The sequence below is a fragment of the Photobacterium proteolyticum genome (assembly GCF_001939735.1).
GTDB classification, from domain to species: Bacteria; Pseudomonadota; Gammaproteobacteria; order Enterobacterales; family Vibrionaceae; genus Photobacterium; species Photobacterium proteolyticum.
In genome coordinates, this window is the sequence record NZ_MJIL01000083.1 from 1 (window position 1) to 22,201 (window position 22,201).

23 protein-coding genes and 1 pseudogene are annotated in these 22,201 nt (G+C 41.8%); 18 read left to right on the forward strand and 6 right to left on the reverse strand.

Annotation, left to right across the window (positions count from 1 at the left end):
- Positions 1–240 precede the first annotated feature (240 nt).
- A complete protein-coding gene (locus tag BIT28_RS15895) occupies positions 241–579 on the reverse strand; it encodes a cytosolic protein (RefSeq protein ID WP_075765448.1) in 339 nt (112 codons plus the stop codon).
- A 416-nt stretch (positions 580–995) separates the two neighbouring features.
- Between BIT28_RS15895 and BIT28_RS15900 the strand changes: the two genes are divergently transcribed.
- From BIT28_RS15900 to BIT28_RS15905, 3 genes are all read left to right on the forward strand, one after another.
- On the forward strand, positions 996–1,490 hold the full coding sequence (locus tag BIT28_RS15900; protein WP_075765450.1) for a YcxB family protein: 495 nt from the start codon (positions 996–998) through the stop codon (positions 1,488–1,490).
- 104 nt (positions 1,491–1,594) lie between these two features.
- Positions 1,595–1,672 (forward strand): hypothetical protein, encoded by a 78-nt coding sequence (locus BIT28_RS30465; RefSeq protein WP_139310482.1) that lies wholly within the window; start codon positions 1,595–1,597, stop codon positions 1,670–1,672.
- A 399-nt stretch (positions 1,673–2,071) separates the two neighbouring features.
- A complete protein-coding gene (locus tag BIT28_RS15905; protein WP_075765452.1) occupies positions 2,072–3,973 on the forward strand; it encodes a methyl-accepting chemotaxis protein in 1,902 nt (633 codons plus the stop codon).
- 434 nt (positions 3,974–4,407) lie between these two features.
- Here the strand turns inward: BIT28_RS15905 and BIT28_RS15910 are convergent, their stop codons facing one another.
- The 5 genes from BIT28_RS15910 to BIT28_RS15930 form a co-directional block, all read right to left on the reverse strand.
- Positions 4,408–4,683 carry a BMC domain-containing protein gene (locus tag BIT28_RS15910; protein WP_075765454.1) on the reverse strand — a complete coding sequence of 92 codons (276 nt, stop codon included), beginning with the start codon at positions 4,681–4,683 and terminating at the stop codon, positions 4,408–4,410.
- Positions 4,684–4,715: 32 nt separating this feature from the next.
- Positions 4,716–6,179, reverse strand: a complete 1,464-nt coding sequence (locus BIT28_RS15915; RefSeq protein WP_075765456.1) for an acetaldehyde dehydrogenase (acetylating) — start codon at positions 6,177–6,179, stop codon at positions 4,716–4,718.
- A 142-nt stretch (positions 6,180–6,321) separates the two neighbouring features.
- Positions 6,322–7,158 (reverse strand): MerR family transcriptional regulator, encoded by an 837-nt coding sequence (locus BIT28_RS15920; protein ID WP_083651895.1) that lies wholly within the window; start codon positions 7,156–7,158, stop codon positions 6,322–6,324.
- A 72-nt stretch (positions 7,159–7,230) separates the two neighbouring features.
- Positions 7,231–7,497 carry a hypothetical protein gene (locus BIT28_RS15925; RefSeq protein WP_075765460.1) on the reverse strand — a complete coding sequence of 89 codons (267 nt, stop codon included), beginning with the start codon at positions 7,495–7,497 and terminating at the stop codon, positions 7,231–7,233.
- The gene (locus tag BIT28_RS15930; protein WP_075765462.1) at positions 7,494–8,597 is read right to left on the reverse strand and encodes a hypothetical protein; all 1,104 of its coding nucleotides are present in this window, start codon (positions 8,595–8,597) and stop codon (positions 7,494–7,496) included. The genes BIT28_RS15925 and BIT28_RS15930 overlap by 4 nt, the downstream gene beginning before the upstream one ends.
- Positions 8,598–9,099: 502 nt before the next feature.
- Here BIT28_RS15930 and BIT28_RS29825 point away from each other — a divergent pair.
- The 15 genes and pseudogenes from BIT28_RS29825 to eutM form a co-directional block, all read left to right on the forward strand.
- Positions 9,100–9,348: pseudogene (locus BIT28_RS29825) on the forward strand (BMC domain-containing protein); the annotation flags it as partial.
- Between the two features lie 96 nt (positions 9,349–9,444).
- Positions 9,445–9,729 (forward strand): BMC domain-containing protein, encoded by a 285-nt coding sequence (locus BIT28_RS29830; protein ID WP_240153115.1) that lies wholly within the window; start codon positions 9,445–9,447, stop codon positions 9,727–9,729.
- A 178-nt stretch (positions 9,730–9,907) separates the two neighbouring features.
- Positions 9,908–11,236 (forward strand): 4Fe-4S dicluster domain-containing protein, encoded by a 1,329-nt coding sequence (locus BIT28_RS15940; protein WP_075765464.1) that lies wholly within the window; start codon positions 9,908–9,910, stop codon positions 11,234–11,236.
- A gap of 12 nt (positions 11,237–11,248) precedes the next feature.
- A complete protein-coding gene (locus BIT28_RS15945; protein WP_075765466.1) occupies positions 11,249–11,800 on the forward strand; it encodes a BMC domain-containing protein in 552 nt (183 codons plus the stop codon).
- 31 nt (positions 11,801–11,831) lie between these two features.
- Positions 11,832–12,182 (forward strand): BMC domain-containing protein, encoded by a 351-nt coding sequence (locus BIT28_RS15950; protein WP_075765468.1) that lies wholly within the window; start codon positions 11,832–11,834, stop codon positions 12,180–12,182.
- A 174-nt stretch (positions 12,183–12,356) separates the two neighbouring features.
- A complete protein-coding gene (locus tag BIT28_RS15955; protein ID WP_075765470.1) occupies positions 12,357–13,817 on the forward strand; it encodes an aldehyde dehydrogenase family protein in 1,461 nt (486 codons plus the stop codon).
- 65 nt (positions 13,818–13,882) lie between these two features.
- Positions 13,883–16,420 (forward strand): choline trimethylamine-lyase, encoded by a 2,538-nt coding sequence (gene cutC / locus BIT28_RS15960; protein ID WP_075765472.1) that lies wholly within the window; start codon positions 13,883–13,885, stop codon positions 16,418–16,420.
- A gap of 54 nt (positions 16,421–16,474) precedes the next feature.
- Complete coding sequence (gene cutD / locus BIT28_RS15965) at positions 16,475–17,401, forward strand: choline TMA-lyase-activating enzyme (protein WP_075765474.1); 927 nt, start codon at positions 16,475–16,477, stop codon at positions 17,399–17,401.
- 26 nt (positions 17,402–17,427) lie between these two features.
- The gene (locus BIT28_RS15970; RefSeq protein WP_075765476.1) at positions 17,428–18,033 is read left to right on the forward strand and encodes a BMC domain-containing protein; all 606 of its coding nucleotides are present in this window, start codon (positions 17,428–17,430) and stop codon (positions 18,031–18,033) included.
- The gene (locus BIT28_RS15975) at positions 18,033–20,036 is read left to right on the forward strand and encodes an acetaldehyde dehydrogenase (acetylating) (protein ID WP_083651897.1); all 2,004 of its coding nucleotides are present in this window, start codon (positions 18,033–18,035) and stop codon (positions 20,034–20,036) included. The genes BIT28_RS15970 and BIT28_RS15975 overlap by 1 nt, the downstream gene beginning before the upstream one ends.
- A 35-nt stretch (positions 20,037–20,071) precedes the next feature.
- Positions 20,072–20,677, forward strand: coding sequence for a hypothetical protein (locus BIT28_RS15985; RefSeq protein ID WP_075765478.1), 606 nt, complete (start codon positions 20,072–20,074; stop codon positions 20,675–20,677).
- Positions 20,678–20,688: 11 nt separating this feature from the next.
- Positions 20,689–20,961: a EutN/CcmL family microcompartment protein gene (locus BIT28_RS15990; RefSeq protein ID WP_075765480.1), complete on the forward strand. Its 273-nt coding sequence runs from the start codon at positions 20,689–20,691 to the stop codon at positions 20,959–20,961.
- Between the two features lie 3 nt (positions 20,962–20,964).
- The gene (locus BIT28_RS15995) at positions 20,965–21,507 is read left to right on the forward strand and encodes a BMC domain-containing protein (protein WP_075765482.1); all 543 of its coding nucleotides are present in this window, start codon (positions 20,965–20,967) and stop codon (positions 21,505–21,507) included.
- 2 nt (positions 21,508–21,509) lie between these two features.
- A complete protein-coding gene (locus BIT28_RS16000) occupies positions 21,510–21,851 on the forward strand; it encodes a hypothetical protein (RefSeq protein ID WP_075765484.1) in 342 nt (113 codons plus the stop codon).
- Positions 21,852–21,903: 52 nt separating this feature from the next.
- Positions 21,904–22,179, forward strand: a complete 276-nt coding sequence (gene eutM, locus BIT28_RS16005) for an ethanolamine utilization microcompartment protein EutM (protein WP_075765486.1) — start codon at positions 21,904–21,906, stop codon at positions 22,177–22,179.
- The last annotated feature ends 22 nt before the right edge of the window (positions 22,180–22,201 follow it).

Genomic DNA, 22,201 nt, shown 5'->3' on the forward strand with positions numbered 1-22,201 from the left:
TTGAGCCGTATGCAGTGAAAGTTGCACGTACGGTTCTTAGAGGGGCGGCACTTGGTAACAAGTGTCGTCTACTCGACCATTCCTTGCTAGCGATACAGCTCGCCAGTTAACCGCAGCATTGCTTTTCTTATTGAAGCTAGGATCCGGCTCCATTCAATTCGCACCCTGTTAATAAACGAAACGCTTGCGGATGAAGGGCTAGGGATGCCAATTCGCCTATTTCAACTTACTGAATAATTTTCAGTCCATTCGGGTAATAAAGGTTTGGTCGTCATCCACAAAAGCCACAAAGCCGCCGTGATAGATAAACACCCGACCACGCCCCTCAACTAGGCAGGCAAGCTGTGGGTTCAAATCTTCTTCATTATCCTGGCTTTGAAAAGTGCCGGTATCGGTGATTACGCCGCTGAGTGTAGGCAAATATCCATAAGTGCGCTTGGCTTGATCAATCAGGTTCAATTCGCTGGCGGTAGAGAAGCAAAAGGGGATCGCACCGGCTTCTTCGATAAATATAGTTTTCAGTTCTTCAAAAGCTGTAATCACCAGCCAGTCGATGCCGTTAACATGATGGATAAACATAGAGTTTCTCGGTAATTCTGATGCAGAGATTTTATCACTATCAGGGGAGAACGTAGTAGATATTTAGTTGCTAAAGGCGGCAATTCTGTGCCATTTCCAGACATTCACTAGGCCAACTTGAAACACGTTTTTGTCCAACTGCGAGTCAGCTTAGTTGCTGCTGAGATTGTGTTTGCGCACCAGCTATCAGCTTTATATAGCACTACAGAGCGCCTAGGGTTTTAGCTGGCTGATGCATCATTTAATACCAATTTGGATAGCAACTGGCTATGGTGTGAGTAGACCCTGTCGGTAGTAATGATTTACAAAAGAGGATAGAAACAGCTAAAGAAAAACACCGAGAAGCTATACAATACTCGAGTTGCGAGGTCGCAGCATGGGATACTCATTCACAGAAAACCTCAAAGTAGCCACATATGTCTAAAGATTTTGATTTCACCACAGAATACACCCTCGACAAGGCCTTTTTTGCAGAGTGTTATGATCAAACTAGTCGTCCTGTTGAATTCCCCAAAGCCTATTTAAAAGGAATACTTTTTCTTCTTTTTGGGGTGGTTTTAGTAAAATTTGAGCTACTACCTAGCGGCTACGTTGGTTGGTTCTTTATTGTTTTGAGTATTATTGAGGCGCTTAGTGTTTATTTTAAGAGAACCTGGTGGTTATGGCGACAAACACTTAGCATGAGCTCTGGCAGCAAAGTGGTATTTCATGTTGACTCTAACGGTGTGAGTTATAAAAGCGGTAAAAACACCCGTAACATTGCCTGGAGTGAAATCGACCAACTTCAACAAAGCGATTTAGGTTTTATCCTTCATATGGGTAAACAGCGCCAATATGTCAGTAAATCTTGCTTAAATGATGAAGTGATCGCGTTCATGGTAGAGCAGCACGCAGTATCAAAAATGAACTAACGTCAATGCACTAACGTCAATGCACGCTAAATAGAGGTAATGAAACGAATACGGTCAGGACTTCATTTTGCTTTTGATTAGAATGGTTGAGCTTCTAGCTAGGGGTGAAGAATCACGGTGAATATATTATTTACCCGCACAACGGTGGTACACACCTACCTGAATTGCTGATGGCTTCTTAAGTACAGCTAAATATGAGCTGACTTTTAAACGGTCTGATATTTTGGCAGGCAAAGAGATACTGGAACTGAGTACCTCTTGCCTGTTTTTTATAATTTGTTTATGCCCATAACCTCTCATTATTTCAAAAACGGGACTCCAAACCCGATATTATCTCCTGCATCGTTATACAATTTAGCTGAAAGGCGTAACTCAGAACTGGACAGAAGCGAGCCAGTCTATTTGGTCGAGATATACCTGCTAGAAAGCTTTCCATGTTCCAAATAGCAAAACGGCATCGCTTCTTTAAGCATATTTATCCTTACGCTGTGTTTGTATTAGTCCGAGAACTGAATTTATATATTAAGGCGCTTTCACCTTGGTATTGATGATGCTGTGAGTAAAGTTTAAAGGTTGTGTAGATGAGAAGTTTAGGATTAAAAAAGGTACTGATTTTATCAGTTGTTCTTCTAGTTGGATTGTCCGTTTCTATTTCTAGCTATGTACTTTTTTTGCAAGAAAAACAGGGCTTAACCAATGATATTATTAAGAATGGTCAAGATTATGTTAAGGGGCAAAGTCTTGCTATCGAAAGTCTTATTAATGAAAAAGTGAATGGGCTGAGTGGGCTCGCCAAATTGTATAAAAATCAAGACTTTCAAGGTAGTAGTGATGAAATTATTCAACAAGCAAAAATTTTAGCGGCAACCTTTAATACTGGAAGTGCCGCGATTTCCTTTGAAGATGGTCGATCGTTCTGGAATGTTGAGGCAGAAGATTATCCTGATCACTTGTATACAGGTGATGTTAGAAAATTAAGCTGGTATATAGAAGGACGCCAAGCGCCAGGGGTTACTGTCTCGGAGCCTTACCTATACGGAAGTACGTATTGGATAACTATTATTGAAAAAATTAACAATGGTGCTTTTTCCACGGATATGGAGTTGGGGTTTCTAAATGAAATCGTCAAAAGGGCCAATAATCTGCCGGGTACCACGGCTGTCATTTTAAATAGCGACACGACTATCCTGGCAAGTTCGTCACCAGATTTGGAACTAGGGAAGAAAGCGACCTCTTACCAGTGGTTTTCAACGTTGGCTAATAAAGCGGTGGATCAAGATAGTACAACGGAGACCTACCACGTTAATGGGGAAGAGAAGATATTTTTCTCACAGAGAATAAAGGCTGGAGACAAAAATTGGTATTTTTGTATTGGTATAAATGAATCGGTTGCGTTTGCTAAATTGGATGCTTCAGCTACTTCAGCAATAGTTATCACATCTCTAGCAGTTATCATCAGCATGCTACTTACTTTTGGTATCCTAAATATACTTTATCGTCCCATTATCGCCTTAAAACAGACAATTCTTGACTTATCCAGTGGTAATGGCGATCTCACTCAGCGCATTGAAGTTCGTACTGATGATGATTTGGGTCAAATATCTCAAGGTATTAATCAATTCATTGAAAACCTGCAAGGTATGATGCTGGAGATAAAAAGTACAACGGTAGAGTTGCAATCTCATACTGAGCGCATGCGAGAGCAATCTAAAAAAAATGATGAGAATTTAAATTCACATTTAGCCGAAACTGAGCAAGTCGTTACTGCAATCGAAGAAATGAATTCAACAGCGGATGCGATGGCAACAGATGCGTCTAATACTGCTGAAATTACGCAAAGAGCCAATGAGGTTGGTAGTACTTCACGTATTATTGCCGAACAATCAAAGAAAACCATTTCTGACCTTATCACTGATGTTGATAGTGCCGTTGACAATGTTGCTCAAATGAGTGAAAAAACAGAAAACATTAATGGCATTTTAGAGGTAATAAATAGCATTGCTGAACAAACAAACCTGTTAGCTTTAAATGCTGCAATTGAAGCGGCGCGCGCAGGCGAACAAGGCAGAGGTTTTGCAGTTGTTGCTGACGAAGTACGTAGCTTGGCAAGCCGTACTAAAGACAGTACAGAAGAGGTCGAATCCGCGCTAGAGTCTCTACTTCAAGGCACTCAAGATGTCGTGAAATCAATGGATAACACAAAATCTCGTTGTCAAGATACGATTTCTAGCTCGAGTGAGGTCGAAGAAAGCTTAGGTTCTATGAGCGATTTCGTGAATGATATTCATGATTTAAGCTCGCAGATCGCAACTGCCGCTGAAGAACAAAGCTGCGTAACTCAAGAACTGACCCGGAACATGACAGAAATAAACAATATCGTTCGTGAATTAGAAGAGAATGGTAAGAGCGCTCTTCAAGAGGCTGATGATATTGCCAATTTAAATAAACAGCTTTCAGCTATTGTGGGACGTTTTAAATTGTGATGAAGTAAACTTAATTGGTTACCCGTACTATTATTTATATATCAAAGCCTTGACGGAAGTTGAGGCTTTATTTTATGTCAACACTCCGGCTCGTCAGGCAAAAACATCTAATAATATGGGTATTTCCAACCTCCTCCTACACTATTAGAAATACCGATTTTAGATTAATCAGGAGTTTTCTTTCAGTACACACTCGTTTGTGCTCCTTCAGTCAATGCCGATAAGTCTAGGGGGGAGTTAATCGGTTAAAAAAATGCTGGCAAACTTTGGGGAAGAAATGTTTGAACGAGTTTATTCGAATAAAGCGGCAGTTTAATTGGCGGTTTGATCTCGAAAAGCTGCTGGAAGAGCTAATTAATGCAAGTATCCGTACAGCGCCGATGCCCCAGCGTTTACTTAGACTGGCTGAGGCTCGGGGTGGTAATCAAGAAAAATTAAGCTTTAGGTAGGATTGTTTCTACTTCGCTATGTGGACGAGGGATAACATGAATACTTACAAGTTCACCTACATTTTTAGCAGCAATTGCGCCTGCATCTGTTGCTGCTTTTACAGCGCCAACATCACCACGCACCATAACAGTAACTAAACCGCTGCCAACTTGTTCACGTCCAACAAGTTCGACGTTTGCAGCTTTTACCATAGCATCAGCAGCTTCTATCGCGCCAACCAAACCTTTAGTTTCAACCATTCCTAGGGCATTTAAAGACATGTTATTCTCACTTTTTGTTTAATTAGTTGATATTAAGACATTTTTTTTAGTTCGTTAATGATCATTTTAGTGATCATATCTACATCTACTGACCCTTCTGTAGATGTTACGTCAGTATCATTAGTGGGTGCATTGTTACTATAGGATAGGGATAGTTCCTCCGTATCATAAGCTACACGACGAATATCAAAAAGGTGCTCTGGTGTAACGTTGTCAGAAGTAGAACTTCCGCCTACCGCGCCACAGCCCAATGTAAACGACGGGAACAGATTCGTAGACAGGCCAACAGCTCCGTGAGTCGAAGGTGTATTGACCAACATGCGTGATACCGGCTTTTTCAGGCCAAACGCACAGATAACAGACTCGTCCTTAGAATGGATAGCTAAAGAGTGACCTACACCCCCGTTATGAAGCAGTTTAATCGACAGCTCACAGGCTTCATTCCAATCTTCTACCGTGTAGTAGCCGATTAAAGCAGTCAGCTTCTCTTTCGAGAACGGATATGCAGGGCCAACACCAGACTCTTCTCCGATAAGAAGTCGAGTATCTGATGGCACCGTAATTCCGGCTAAGTCAGCAATATACTTCGCGTCTCTGCCTACAATAGCGGGGTTCATAGAGCCATTAGGGCGTTCCATGACTCTCTTCACGTTATCAAGCTCTGAGCCTTGAAGGAAATATCCGCCTTGCGCTTTAAGCGTTGCTCTCACCTGAGCATCAATCACCTTATCGGTAATAATGGCTTGTTCAGAGGCACAGATTGTGCCGTTGTCAAAAGTCTTACTCGCCATTATTTTGGTTACAGCGTCATTGATATCCGCTGTGCGCTCGATATAAACAGGAACATTACCAGCACCCACTCCAAGAGCCGGAGTTCCGGAGCTGTATGCAGCTTTCACCATACCTGGGCCACCGGTTGCCAGAATAAGGTCCACTTTTCGCATCAGCTCACCGCTGCCTTCAATCGTTGGGATATTCATGACGCTAACCATGTCTTCGCTTACACCACAAGAACGGAGAGTCTCACGGATAAGAGTGACGGTTTTCCCAATACATTTGCTTGCACTAGGGTGTGGTGTAAATACGATGGCATTACCTGACTTTAGGGAAATCAGGGACTTATAAATAGTTGTAGAAGTCGGGTTGGTTGAAGGAACAATGCCCGCGATAACACCGGTAGGGACAGCGATTTCGATGATTTTCTTAGCAATATCGTTGTTAATCACCCCGATAGTTTTCATATCCTTAATGGCTTGGTACAGTTTTTCACTCGCCAATCGGTTTTTAGTGGTTTTATCTTCTACCTTACCAAACCCGGTTTCCTCGACAGCGAGTTGAGCGAGTTCGGTCGCCTGTTTAGTCGCTGCTTCAGCAATGGCTTTAACAATACTATCTACACGCTCTTGGCTTAGCTGAGCAAATTCATTTTGAGCGGAGCGAGCGGAGTGAACTAAAGCTCTCGCCTCTTGAATTGATAATAGATCTTTATCTACCATTATTTACGCCTCATAATTATTACGCGTTAAAGTTAATGTCGTTTAAGCCATATACTTTTTGGGCTTCTTTAACGAAAAGGGTATCCTTTCTCTTAAGGGGAAGGTCAACAATATGATTCAAATAATGATGCCTATGTCAGATTCAGTGTGTCACTACACGTTTAGCGGGTATCATAATTTCCGTCACATATTTGTCGCTATCTTTAGTCGTCCAATAATCAATAACGTATCGTTCATAGCATTCGTCTGCTAGTGAATAGTTATTTAATTTTGCCCATGTTGCTATTTTTTCATAGGTTTTATTTATAGTAGAGTGACTTCCTATGTGGTAGCACCTAGCCATAGGCTGAGCGCCTATGAAAATGGTTTTCTCTGATGGGCAGGGAGTGGCTGTTTTTTGTAAAATACAAGTCTCTTTTGCTTCTCCTGTAACACGCGCTTGGTGAGATTTGAACTGTAATATCACAGGGCCTACAATATTAGCTTTCATCTTTTCGACATAATCTGTAAACTCGATATTAATGACTGAAGCGCGAATGTTTTCATCAAAGCTTTGTTTTAAATATAGATAGTCATCACCTGAGAAAAATTGTATTGAAACATCTGTATTTTGATTCTCTTGAACACTTTTTGCTTCTAGTATCAGATTATACCAATCGTTTACTGAGTTATACCTAATTTCTAAGCCTTTCTGCTCTTCAAAGAGGTCGGACATTTTACGCTTGAATACCTCTTGCATGATATTATCAATATTATAATCGCTACAAGAAATTAGTTGATTCATTTCATCGAGTGTAAATCCCATTTGTTTATAGTACTTTATAATGGGAATAAGAAACAGGCTATCATCAGTATAATAACGATAGTTGTTAGAATTAAATCTTTTTGGCTTAATTAGTCCGATTTTATCATAATAACGAAGTGCTTTAGTTGAGATATTACACAATTTGCTGACATCGCTAATTGAATATTTGTTCAAACTAAATTTCTCCAAATTGTTTGTTATTATAAAGAGTTGAGAGTGTCATAGAACACCCTCAACTTATTCTTGTTAATCAATGATATAACGATTTATGGTTTTAGCACCTTCTTCATGTGCTCTAAAATACAAAATCAATTCATCTTCTTTTGACATTTTGCTTCCGGCACTTTCGAGTAAACCGTTGGCTTCCGCAGTTAGTAAAGCCTCTAAAATAGCGTTTTTAGTAAAGGCTTTAAACGACCCATACATTGGACTAAGTGTGTCCATTACTTCAACTGTGCTGGCCTTTTCAACTGTAGTGAAATATTTTAGTATCGCATAATTTAACGGTTTCATTGGTTATTATCCTTTTTGAATAAGTCCATTGGGTTCATAGCAATTACAAAAATACCAAAAACCATTATTATCGCTGCAACCCATGCAATCGGAGCCATTGTCCAACCCGCAATACCAAAGGCTATGCCCAGAACTAGCCAACAACATAAAGGTCCCCAGAAAGAAAACGTACCGTTACAAGCCATGCCTAACGGAGCACCACACATAGCATTTCCTTTATACCAGAACATAAATGCACCATATGCCGCTAAGCCTGCTACAATGAAATATGGCATTGATTGAGAGTCAGCTAACGCTTGGAATACCATGGCAGTTCCATTTTCACCGGCAATAAACCCAAATATTGGAACCAGGAGAATCAAGTTAGTTAACCCTGAAGTAACTTGACGTATAGTGATACCGATTTCTGGATCAATCATAGAAGTGCCGTAACCCGCTACACAACCTTCGATACCCCAAAATAGAGCGGCAAGGAAGCCAAAGAAGATACCTAACATTACGGTTGGAGAAGCGTCTGCATCTAGACCAGCAGTTCCGCCAATAAGAACACTAGCAAAAAAGCAGATTGCAATGCCTAGCATCATGCGAGCTGTTAGTTCTTGCTTGAAAATAACACGAGCTAAAACGGCACCAATGGCAGGGCACAGGGCACTAATAGGCACAACAATGGATCCGGCCATCTGTAAACCGACTACATAGGCTGTACTTGCCAAGGGGCCACCGATAATAGCTGATGCTATCATTATGGCTCCGGGTCTAGTTCTTATAGAGCGAGTAAAGTCACCTAGGCGACCACGTACGCCAGCAATGCCCAGTGCCCATATTGCACTAGATGAGTCAGTCAAAGCAGCACCAATGGCGGCAAGAAGATATGTTGTGGCGAATAAAGAGAGGCCGGAGCCTTCGCCATACCAAACATTCCAGATACCCATAGACATTGCTAGGGTCATGAAGGCCGTATAAAATCCGTATGAAAGCCCTGAAAACAGAGCGGTAGAAATTCCTTTGCGGCGAAAGTCACGTCGTAATTTTTTTTCTGCGCTATCGGAGGTAGGTGTGCTGATAGCACTATCTAAATCTAAAACTGTTGTTTTTTCCATGTATTAAATGCCCTTATAGATACTTTATTTATTGGTGTATTAGTATGTGGCTGTAGACATGAATGCTGAATATTCTCCTTAATTTAAGATGCTCTTATTCTTAATATAAAGAATAGTATCGCTCATCTCATATTTACCCTTTTCTGTTAACTGAAAATTTACTTTATATTAACAAAAGGGTTGTTTCATAATTAAAAAAATAACCTAATCTAATTGATAACTTATATATTAACTATCGCGACGATATACCCATTAAATGGAATATCAATTGATAGTGTTTTCCTTTGTGATATTTATCACGATAATTATGCCTTTAAAGAATATGAGATCAGCGTTACATTTTAGCGGCGTATACAATTACAGATAATCGTAATGTGCGTGAGTTCAAATTATTTAATTCCGTTTTATTAAATAACATTGACCTTCCCCTTAAGGGGAAGATTAGGATTCTGTGTTTGGAACTAACTCATTTAACGAAATGATTAAAGTGAGGTGTAGTAAAATGGGAGAATTCATTCGGTATCAGGGTGAAGAAGCGTTAGGTCTTATTGAAACATTGGGAATGGTTCCTGCTATTTTCGGTGCTGATGCCATGCTCAAAGCCGCAAATGTAAAGCTCGTAGCGTATGAAAATATAGGTTCTACACTGGTCACTGTCATGGTTAAAGGTGACGTAGCAGCAATTACAGCATCAGTAGAGGCTGGTACTACAGCGGCAAAAAGCATTGGAGAATTAACAGCATCTAATTCAATGCCGCGCCCGATTAAAGCGATTGGAGATATTGTTTCAGTTCACGGTTTGCCTGTAGAGGGACCACAAAACGAATTAGGTGAAAGCCCAGCAGCAATGGGATTTATCGAAACATTCGGCATTGTGTTTATTCTAGAAGCAGCAGATGCAATGATTAAGGCGGCAGATGTAGAGCTCGTTGGATACGAAAATGTTGCATCGGGATATATTTCAGTACTCGTGCGGGGGGATGTTTCCGCTTGTATGGCTGCTGTAGAAGCAGGGGTTCGTGCTGTTGAAAATATGGGAGCAAAAGTTTATAGCTCAATAGTAATTCCTTCTCCGCATCCAGATTTACTGAAAATTACACAAATATATAACATTGATAATTTATTACCTTAAATTATCAGTGTTAAATGTTATTTGAATGCCATCCATAAGTAAGTCAGGAAGTACTTTTTTGATGACTATTTTAATTTTACATAAGAAAAATTATTAAAACCTGTTTGTTATATGCAAGGGATAGGTGTCCCAGTATCGATTATCGCTAGCTATTTTCAAAGTATTGAGAGAAAAGGGTATGAAGAAAGAAGATGTAATTAATATTATCAAAAATGCTGGCATTGTTGGTGGCGGTGGTGCTGGATTACCTACTCATATAAAGGCTGATACTAATGTAGATACGATATTAGTAAATGGAGCGTCTTGTGAACCGCTTCTTATGAGTGACCCTTACCTTATTGAAACTGCAGGAAAAGAAATGCTGAAAGGCGTTGAAGTCATGATGAATGCCACTGGGGCTAATCGTGGCATTGTATGCTTAAAGGCGAAACATAAGGCTGCATTAAAATCCTTACGAACAGTGGTTGAGGAATTTGGTGACTCACGCATTGAAATATTTGAGTTAGAGAACTTTTATCCAATCGGTGATGAGCATGTATTAGTTCATGAAGTTCTTGATAGAACGATTCCTCAAGGTGGGTTACCACTCCATGTTGGGGCTGTCGTAAGTAACGTTGAAACGTTTTACAACATAGGGCTAGCTCTTGAGAACATACCTGTAACTGATCGCTATCTTACTGTTTTTGGAGCGGTAAAAACACCGATGGTTGTTCGCGCATCGGTAGGAACAAAAGCGTCGGAGATTATTGAATATGCAGGTGGCGCGACAATCGATGATTATGTTGTCGTGGATGGTGGCCCAATGATGGGGCGTGTGTTGTCAGACATAAACAGCCCGATAACTAAAACGACAAGTGGTATTCTGGTACTTCCTCCAGAACATACTGTGGTGGCAAGAAAAATTATGCCTCCTCAGCAAGTACGTAAATTGACAACGTCAATGTGTTGTCAATGCACACAATGTACTGAACTTTGCCCTCGCTTCTTATTAGGGCATGACATACAACCCCACAAACTCACCAAGCTTGGAACGGAAGATATTCTGAATAATAAAGAGGCTCATAATGCATTACTTTGTTCGGAGTGTGGCGTGTGTGAAAAATTTGCGTGCCCGATGGGGCTTTCTCCACGTGAACTAAATGCACAAATCAAAGCGAAATTGCGAGAAGGTGGTGTTCGTTTAGAGACGACGGGAGAGTCACAAGAAGCTCACCCATTCAGACAAAGTCGTCGAATTCCTACTCAACGTCTTATTCAGCGTCTTGATCTTGAGAAGTATGATGTTAGTACATCTTATGGAGGCGAGATAGTTCCTGAACAGGTATTTATCCCATTGTCCCAGCATATTGGTGCTCCTGCGAATTGCATAGTCAAAATTGGCGATAGCGTAGAAAAGGGGCAATGTATTGGTGAGATCCCAGACGGTAGCATGAGCGCAAGAATACATTCGAGCATCTCTGGTGTGGTGTCTGCTATAGCAAACAATGTAATAACAATTAGAAGTTAATAGGTGAATTTTATGCGATTGCAAACAATAGGTTGTGTTGAACTCAACAGTGTAGCCGTAGGTATTCAAGTAGCAGACGCGATGATCAAAGCCGCTAGTGTGGAGCTAGTTATGGCCAAAACAACCTGTCCTGGTCGTTATCTGATTGTTATTGCGGGGGACACTTCGGCAGTGACGAGTAGTGTTGAATCGGGCTGTATGATTGGTTCTTCCATGGTAGTCGATCGATTCATTATTCCTCGGGTACACCACTCTGTAGCGTCTGCTCTTCAAGGTGTTCCTGAAGCGAATGATATGGCTGCTCTTGGTGTCATTGAAGTGTACACCTGTGCAGGGTGTATCTTAGCAGCTGACGCAGCAGCAAAAGCCGCAAATGTTCAGGTTCTGGATATTCGTTTCGCCGCAGGGTTAGCGGGTAAAGCATTTGTTATTTTGTCTGGTGATGTGTCGTCAGTACAGGCGGCGGTAGAAGCGGGTGTGACAGGTGTTGGTGATTCCGGACCAGTATTGAGTCATGTAGTTATTCCAGCTCCTAGCCAGGATCTGCATAAATATATTGTTTAATAACTTCTGAGCTCCAGAAAGGTACATCTTCATGTATGAAGAAATGAAACAACGTATAATTCAGGAGCATGTTCCAGGTAAACAAATTACCCTGGCTCATGTTATTTCTAACCCTCAACCTGAACTTTTCAATGTGTTAGATCTCGATAAAGAGAAAGGTAACGCTATTGGAATTATGAATATTACACCATGTGAAGGTGTAATTATTGCTGCTGATGTTGCAACGAAAACTGTGGCAGTAAATATTGGTTTTTTAGAACGTTCAGATGGCTCTCTTATGATAACAGGCGATGTATCTAGTGTTGAGACAGCTATTCAAGAAGTGATCAATTATTTTACCGAAAAGTTAAATTATGATTGTGTTTCTATGACGCAAATGTAAGCCGGCTAAATGTTTCGTAACACCGTTTTTAAAATGAAAAATTAGACCTGTTTCACTTAACACTTTTCTCTATTTAAAAGGGGGATATATTGACCTTCCCCTAAAGAGGAAAGGTAGGCTGGTATTTAAAGCAAGAATAAAACAAAGTAAATCTGCAACTAGGCGGTGCTAATCATGATAATGGACAAGGATTTAGTTTCCATACAAGAATCAAGGGTTCTTATGGAAAATGCAGCTAGTGCACAAAAAGAGTTAGCGTTATTTTCTCAAGAAAAACTTGATGCCATTGTCGAGGCTATGGTTGGTAGTGTTTCAAAGCAAGTTGAAAGCTTAGCAAAGCTCTCTTTCGAAGAGACAGGCTATGGGCGTTGGCAAGATAAAGTTCAAAAAAATCTGTTTGTTACTCAGCAGGTTTTAACTCATTTACGCTCACTAAAATGCGTTGGCGTTATCTCGAAAGATGAAGAACAGCGCACATTGGATATAGGTATACCTTTTGGTGTTTTAGTCGGGTTATCTCCGGTAACCAGTCCGGTCTCAACGACCATCTATAAGGCACTTATTGCCATAAAATCAGGTAATAGCATTGTTTTTTCTCCTCACCCGCACGCAACTAAATGTATAAAAGCTGCTCTTGATTGCATGATCGAAGCTGCTGAAAAAAGTGGTTTGCCAAACGGATCGCTATCCTACATGGATACAGTGACAAAAGAAGGGACAAAAGAGTTATTAAACCACCCTGATACCGCTCTGATTTTGCTTTCAGGCGTTCCTGGTATGGCTGAGTTAGGGCGCCGTTCAGGAAAGCCCGTCATATATAGTGGAACCGGAAATGGCCCTGCCTTTATCGAGCGAAGTGCTGATGTTCGCCAAGCAGTTCAAGATATTGTTTCTAGTAAAGTTTTCGACAATGGAATATCTCCTTCTGCAGAGCACTCAATTATAGTTGATGAGTGCATAGAGCCTCAAGTACGCTCACTAATGCAAGAGCAAGGCGCCTATTTCATGACGGAAGAAGAGTCATGCGCACTTGCAGAACTACTATTCTCAGAGACTGGAAAGCATAGACTAGGGATGGTCGGTGTTTCGGCCAAGCAGTTGGCTAAAAGAGCCAATTTCTCTGTTCCTGACAGCGTTCGCCTTTTAGTTGCAGAGCGCAAATATGTCACTAAGGACGACCCTTATTCTAAAGAACTTCTAGCACCTGTACTTGCTTACTATGTTGAAGATGATTGGATGCACGCGTGCGAAAAATGTATCGAATTACTACTTCATGTACGCAATGCACATACGCTAACTATCCATTCTAATGATGAAGAAGTGATCTCACTTTTTGCTCTAAGAAAACCAGTGGGGAGGTTATTAGTTAATACACCAGCCTCTTTTGGTGGGATCGGTTTAACTACAAACTTGACGCCTTCAATGTCACTTGCAAATAGAACTTATGGGCTAGGGATGACGGCAGATAATATATCTCCAAGTAATTTAACCTATATAAGAAAAGTTGGCTATGGTGTGCGACAGGTCGATAATTTTCTCTTTAAGCAAGAATCAAAACCTCAATGCGAGGAAAGTTCTACTGATTCTGTCCAGAAAGTAATTCAGGAAGCGCTTAGAGCGATACAAAATAGTTAAATAGTATAAAAGCATAGATTAGATATTTGACGTTAAACAATAACCTAGTATTAAGGTGAAAGATTATGGATCTTGCGGGTTTTGCCAATAAACTTGAAGAAGCAACTAAAAACTTATCAGAAGCTGATCGTAATTCGTTAAAGCAAATTTTCCAGAATGTATCGAAAGAAGTGTTTTCTCAACCAGCTTCCGAGTCAAAGGTAATGCCAGTTGGCACAACAATTCCTGATGGCCCTACAGAAAGACATGTCAAACTAAAAGAAAAATTCTTAAAACATGTCCCGTCTATCAGTATTAACCGTGCACGTATTATTACTGATGTATACAAAGAAAATATCGGTATGCCACCGGCTCTTTTACGTAGTAAAAGCTTTCTTCGCAACTGTGAAACCGCACCTCTGGTCATTCAGGATAATGAACTGATTGTTGGTGCGCCTTGTGGGACTCCCCGTACAGGCTGTTTTTCTCCTGATGTTTCCTGGCGCTGGCTGCGTGACGAAATAGATACCATAGGCACTCGTCCTCAAGATCCATTCTATTTGTCAGAAGAAGACAAAAAAGAGTTGCTTGAGAATATTTTCCCGTACTGGGCAGAGCGCTCTGTTGATGAGCATTGTGAAGGCTTATACCGTGAAGCGGGATTGTGGGAGCTATCAGGTGAGTCTTACGTGTCTGACTGCTCTTATCACGCAACCAGTGGTGGTGGTGACTCAAACCCTGGTTATGACGTGATTGTCATGAAAAAAGGCATGTTAGATATCCAACGTGAAGCGCAAGAGAAGTTGGATGCACTGGATTACCAAAACCCGGATGACGTAGAAAAAATCTACTTTTACAAATCGGTTATCGAGACCGCAGAGGGGGTGATGGTTTATGCGAAGCGTCTCTCTGATTATGCCGCCCAACTTGCACAGAAAGAAACGGATCCACGTCGTAAACAAGAGTTGCAAAGAATTGCTGAAGTGAATGCCCGTGTTCCGGCTCACCGTCCGGAAACGTTCTGGGAAGCGATCCAAGCGGTTTGGACCATTGAATCTCTTTTAGTGGTAGAAGAAAACCAGACTGGTATGTCCATTGGCCGAGTCGACCAGTATATGTATGACCTGTTCATGGCCGACCTGAAGTCAGGGCGCATGACAGAATATGAAGCTTTTGATCTTGCCGGTTGTATGCTGATTAAAATGTCAGAGATGATGTGGTTAACCAGTGAAGGTGCATCGAAGTTTTTCGCCGGTTATCAACCTTTTGTCAACATGTGTGTCGGAGGGATAACCCGTGAAGGTCGTGATGCAACCAATGAGCTGACTTACCTGTTGATGGATGCGGTACGCCATGTTCGAATTTATCAGCCGACGCTGGCGACTCGAGTTAACAACAAGTCTCCTCAAAAATACCTGCGTAAGATTGTGGATGTTATTCGCTCAGGTATGGGCTTCCCAGCCGTACACTTTGATGATGCACACATTAAGATGATGCTCGCGAAAGGTGTCTCAATGGAAGATGCTCGAGACTACTGTCTGATGGGGTGTGTAGAGCCACAAAAATCCGGTCGTCTTTACCAGTGGACATCAACGGGTTACACCCAATGGCCAATCTGTATTGAATTAGTGCTGAACGGCGGTGTGCCACTTTGGTATGGCAAGCAGGTCTGCCCGGATCTGGGCCCGCTAAGCCAGTACGACACTTATGAAAAATTCGATAATGCCGTTAAAGAGCAAATCAAATACATCACTAAATGGACCAGTGTTGCGACAGTGATCTCGCAAAAGGTTCATCGTGATCATGCTCCTAAACCACTCATGTCAATGTTGTATGAAGGCACTATGGAATCGGGGCGTGATGTCTCTGCTGGTGGTGCCATGTATAACTTTGGTCCCGGTGTAGTATGGAGTGGCTTGGCGACTTATACCGACTCAATGGCAGCCATTAAGAAACTCGTGTTTGATGAGAAGAAGTACACATTGGAACAACTGAACGAAGCCTTGAAAGCGGACTTTGTCGGATACGAGCAGATTAAGGCCGATTGCTTGGCTGCGCCAAAATACGGCAACGATGATGATTATGCGGATGATATCGCCACCGACCTGGTGTACTTCACCGAAACAGAGCATCGTAAGTTTAAGACACTTTACTCTGTACTGAGTCACGGAACGCTATCGATTTCCAACAACACGCCTTTTGGTCAACTACTTGGTGCTTCAGCGAATGGTCGTGACGCCTGGTCGCCACTGTCAGATGGTATTAGCCCGACTCAGGGAGCGGATTTTAAGGGCCCAACTGCCATCATCAAGTCAGTATCCAAGATGGAAAATGACTACATGAATATCGGTATGGTGCATAACTTCAAACTGATGTCAGGGCTGCTTGATACGCGTGAGGGAGAGGATGGGATTATCACCCTAATCAGAACTGCGAGCATGCTTGGCAACGGCGAGATGCAGTTTAACTATCTGGACAATGACGTATTGCTGGAAGCTCAAAAGCACCCTGAAAAATACCGTGATTTAGTGGTACGCGTGGCGGGATACAGTGCTTTCTTCGTGGAGCTGTGTAAAGACGTACAAGATGAAATCATCAGTCGAACAGTACTGAAAGACTTTTGAACCACTGCGACTCCTGCCGTAGAGGCAGGAGTTAATTTAGGAAGTAGTTGCGTCATGATAGAAAGAAAAGCACGTATTTTTAATATTCAAAAATACAATATGTATGATGGTCCGGGCATACGCACACTCATCTTTTTTAAAGGTTGCCCTCTGCGCTGCGAGTGGTGCTCTAATCCGGAAAGTCAAAAGTACCATCATCAAATCCTATATAAAGATGAATTGTGCACACAATGTCGTATGTGTGTAGAGGTTTGTCCGACGGATACCCACTACCTGGATCCTGTCACCTTTGAACATAAAGTATCAGATGACAATTGTATTGGCTGTGGAATGTGTGTTGATGCTTGTCCTACTAATGCATTAGCCATGATAGGTGAAGATAAAAGCATCACAGAGCTACTTGATATCATTGAAGAAGATAGACACTTCTATCACACAGGTGGCGGTGTCACTCTGGGTGGCGGAGAGGTTCTGGCGCAGCCGGAAGCAGCGATTAATTTACTCGCCATGTGCAAATACTCAGGTATTAACACGGCAATAGAGACGTGTGGTTATGCTAAACGGGAAGTGATCGAGAAAGTGGCAGAGCATACAGATCTATTTCTGTATGACATCAAACACATGATCTCAGATGAGCATTATCGATTTACTGGCGTCCACAATGAGTTGATATTGGATAACTTGAAGTGGCTTCTTGATAACAAACAAAATGTAAAGATTCGATTTCCACTGATTAAGGGTGTAAATGATAGTGAAGAGAACCTTCGCCTATTAGTAGAGCTTGTATCGCCTTATAAAGATTTTAAAAACTTTAAAGGAATAGATTTATTGCCTTATCACAAGATGGGGGTGCATAAATATGCTCAACTGGGTCGTAAATACGCTTTCGATGATTATTCTAGGTTTACACAAGAAGAATTAGTAAAAGTAGAGAGCTATTTGAAAGAGAGGGCTATCCCTGTGTCGATTATCGCTCACTAATTATTATGTAAGCCTTAAAGGAAAGTATGATGAATGCTATCGGAATGATTGAAACAAAAGGATTATTAGCAGCAGTTGAAGGTGCTGACTCTATGCTCAAATCTGCTGATGTCTCTTTGATAAATAAGAGTTCTGCTACTGGTGGTCTGATAACGATTACTGTGACAGGAGAAGTCTCTGCTGTGCAAACGGCTGTCGAGGTCGCGGCAGATGCAATTTGCCGTCTTGGTCAGAACTTATTGATTTCAAAGCACGTTATTGCGAGACCAAGCTCAACGTTAGAAACGATCATTCCGATTATTCCGTCAGTAACACAGAAAGAAAATGTAGAAGATAGTGAACAAGAAGATGTTGAACAAAAGTCTTCATCTGCAGCGGAAACACAGGATGATGCTGAGCAATCTATTGCGGAAAAAATAGATGCAACTGACGATGCGCCTGAACTTGAATCTGTCGAAGAAACGCCGCCTATTTATAATGAGCCTAAATTACAAAGGATGAAGCTAGCTAATTTGCGAAAGATAGTTAGCGAGCTGCCTGAAACAAATATAAAAGTAGATTTAAAAAAGGCGACTAAAAAAGTACTAATTAAGGTTATTTGTGATAGCCAAAATAAAAAAGGGCATAAATAATGGTAGATAAAGATCTATTATCAATTCAAGAAGCGAGAGCTTTAGTTCACTCCGCTCGCTCCGCTCAAAATGAATTTGCTCAGCTAAGCCAGGAGCGTGTAGATAGCATTATTAAAGCCATTGCAGAAGCAGCGACTAAACAGGCGACCGAACTCGCTCAACTGGCTGTCGAGGAAACCGGGTTTGGTAAGGTAGAAGATAAAACCACTAAAAACCGATTGGCGAGTGAAAAACTGTACCAAGCCATTAAGGATATGAAAACTATCGGAGTGATTAACAACGATATCGCTAAGAAAATCATCGAAATCGCTGTCCCTACCGGTGTTATCGCGGGCATTGTTCCTTCAACAAACCCGACTTCTACAACGATTTATAAATCCTTGATTTCCTTAAAGTCAGGCAATGCCATCGTATTTACACCACACCCGAGTGCAAGCAAATGTATTGGGAAAACCGTCACTCTTATCCGTGAGACCCTCCGTTCTTGTGGCGTAAGCGAAGACATGGTTAGTGTTATGAACATCCCAACGCTGGAAGGCAGCGGTGAGCTGATGCGAAAAGTGGATCTTATTCTGGCAACCGGTGGCCCAGGTATGGTGAAAGCAGCATACAGCTCCGGAACTCCGGCTCTTGGAGTGGGTGCTGGTAATGTTCCTGTTTATATCGAGCGCACAGCAGATATCAATGACGCTGTAACCAAAATAATGGCGAGTAAGACTTTTGACAACGGGACAATCTGTGCCTCTGAACAAGCCATTATTACCGATAAGGTGATTGATGCTCAGGTGAGAGCAACGCTTAAAACGCAAGGCGGATATTTCCTACAAGGTTCAGAGCTTGATAACGTGAAGAGAGTCATGGAACGCCCTAATGGCTCTATGAACCCCGCTATTGTAGGCAGAGACGCGAAGTATATTGCTGACTTAGCCGGAATCACGGTGCCATCAGATACTCGTCTTCTTATCGGAGAAGAGTCTGGTGTTGGTCCTGCATACCCGTTTTCGAAAGAGAAGCTGACCGCTTTAATCGGCTACTACACGGTAGATGATTGGAATGAAGCGTGTGAACTGTCGGTTAAACTGCTTCATAACGGGGGGGTAGGTCACTCTTTAGCTATCCATTCTAAGGACGAGTCTGTTATCTGTGCGTTTGGCCTCAAAAAGCCGGTATCACGCATGTTGGTCAATACACCTTCGACTCACGGAGCTGTTGGCCTATCTACGAACCTGTTCCCGTCGTTTACATTGGGCTGTGGCGCGGTAGGCGGAAGTTCTACTTCTGATAACGTTACACCGGAGCACCTTTTTGATATTCGTCGTGTAGCTTACGATACGGAGAAACTATCTTATAAAGCCGTGCAGGTTAATCTGCAGCAGACTTCTTCTCCATTCATGTATGACTCAACGGCATCAACGATCAACAACGTGGATACAATCCCTGTCGAAATTTCGGCAAGACACGTTCATCTAAGTGAACAAGATGCGATGGCACTTTATGGTGGTCCTTTAACAAAAGTGCGTGAGCTATCTCAGCCGGGACAATTCTTATGTAAAGAACGTATTCGTCTAATTGGCCCGAAAGGTGTCATTGACAACGTGGCGGTTCTTGGACCGAGCCGTAGTAGTTCACAGGTGGAAATTTCAAAGGCAGATGCTCGTATTTTGGGAATCAAAACGCCACTTCGTCAGTCAGGAGATATCGAAGGGACTCCGGGTATTATTCTCGCATCACAGAATAATATTGTAGGCCTTGAAGAAGGGGTCATTATTGCAGCCAGACATATCCATATGCCTTCCAAGGATGCACAACGTTTTGGTGTTGTTGATAAAGATGTAGTGAGCGTTCACCTTCAAGGAGAGCGTGCACTAGTACTCGAAGAAGTATTAGTGCGTGTAAACGACGATTTTGCTCTATCCATGCATATTGATATTGATGAAGGAAATAGTGTGTGTTGGAACAAAGACACAACAGGTCGAATTGTCGCTAAAAAACAAGCTTTTTAAGTGCTCAGTATAGGGTGTCAATACAAGGCAATATTATGGATTCAGATACTTTAATACAAACTATTGTTGAACGTGTGCTTACTCAGTTGCAAGAAGAGTGTTCCGGAAATAACAAAACCAAAGTTATGGTTTTTGGCACCTACTCGCAGCAGGTAGAGCAACATATTCTCAAATGTATTTGCACAACTGATGTAGAGCTTTGTTTCTGGGATGACGAGCGCCAACATACGGAAGCGGAGCGCTACATCATCCCACTGCTGTCATGTGGCGACATGGCCGATCTTGCGTTGGGCAAAGCAAAGGGCCCGATGATTGAAGCGGTCTTACAACTCCTGCTTGCAGGAAAGGCTGTTGAAGTCATTGATTATGAGTACAAAGTGTATGAAAAAACGGCTTCACCAGCTTTGTATAAGTTGTATTTACAGCATGAAAACACATTGCATTCATTTGGCCTGACACTTCTCAAACCTGACCCTGAACCCGTTCTTCGATTCTGGCAAAAACTTATTACAGAGAAAGATGTGGAGCAAGCGGCACAGAATGGTGCGAAAGAAATACATGTGCCAATAGACAGCGTGATAACTCCTCTCGCAGTGGATCAAGCAAAATTGAATCATATTGATATCAATAAGAAGCTATAAGTGAATTTATTATGATTGTAGGTGAAGTGATCGGTAATGTTTGGGCTACACGTAAAGAGAGTACGCTAAGTGGCCTCAAGTTTATGGTTGTTCGATATAAAGACCCTGTCGCACCGGAAAATATAAAAAGCTTTGTGGCTGTAGATTGTGTCGGTGCTGGTACTGGTGAGCAAGTGTTGGTTGTCACTGGAAGTTCTGCGCGTATGGCAATACAAATCGAAGGTGCCCCTGTTGACGCAGCCATTGTTGGCATAGTTGATGAAGTACAAGTTATATCGGAGTGATAGATGGATACACTTGGAGTCGTTGAAACAAAAACTATTGCATCAGGTGTAAGACTTGCCGATGAGATGCTCAAGATTGCTGATGTAACACTCGTTAGAGCTTCAACTATCTGTTCAGGCAGGTATCTTATTTTTGTATCGGGTAAGCAATCTGATGTTGCAACGGCTGTAAGTCACGCTCGTTTAACGAACAAATTAACTGGGAATTTTGTGATTTCTGGTATTTCACCTGAGCTTGTCGCAGTTTTGAAAAAAAGGTTATCGGTCAAAACGGTTCAAGCCATAGGTTTAATCGAATCGAGCACGGTTTCTTCAGGCGTTGCTGCGGCTGATATTGCAGTAAAGAGTGCTGATGTCAGTCTGATTCGCTTTGTCGCCGGGCTCGGGATCTGTGGAAAATCTTATTTTATTTTTAGCGGTGAGTTAGCCGCTGTTGAAGAGGCCAATAAAATGGCCAAAGAGTTTTTGGGAACAAAATATATCGAATCAACAGTGATTGCCCGCCCAGAGCATGATGTGGTCAAGGCGATAATAGGTGTGAGATAAATATGAAAAAAACACTGGTAGAAGTAAAGACTCTTGATGAGCACATTTGTGTCAAAGACAATGCTATCTATTTAGATGGCAGTATTATCTTAACGCCAAGTGCGAGAGATGAGTTGAATAAACGAGGCATCGTTATTGTGCATGGTTCACCAAAGGAACCTGATGCGGCTCAATGCGCTATAGATTGTACTTGTGAAGAGTGTATCAAGCAGGCTGCTAACGGCAGTACAGAAAAGTTCTTTTATTCTATAGCCGCCATATTGAAACAAGATTTTGGCGTTGAAGATGTTAAACAGCTACAAGAAATGAGCTGTCGCATAGTAAAAGCTATAAATAAACAATGAAATAGAAAATATATTGCCACAGTTCGGCAAATAATATGATGGAGAAAAAAATATGAACGCATTAGGTATGGTTGAAACTAAAGGTTTGGTTGGCGCAATTGAAGCGGCTGATGCAATGGTAAAATCGGCAAATGTTGAGCTTGTTGGCCGTGAGCAAGTAGGTAGTGGGTTAGTCACTGTTATGGTTCGTGGTGATGTAGGTGCCGTAAAAGCCGCTACTGATGCTGGTGCTGCTGCGGCTGGTAATGTGGGCGAGCTTGTCAGTGTGCACGTTATTCCACGCCCTCATCATGAAGTGGAGAACGTACTACCGAAGTCTAATAAGTAATTTTTATAATTACCCGAGTCGA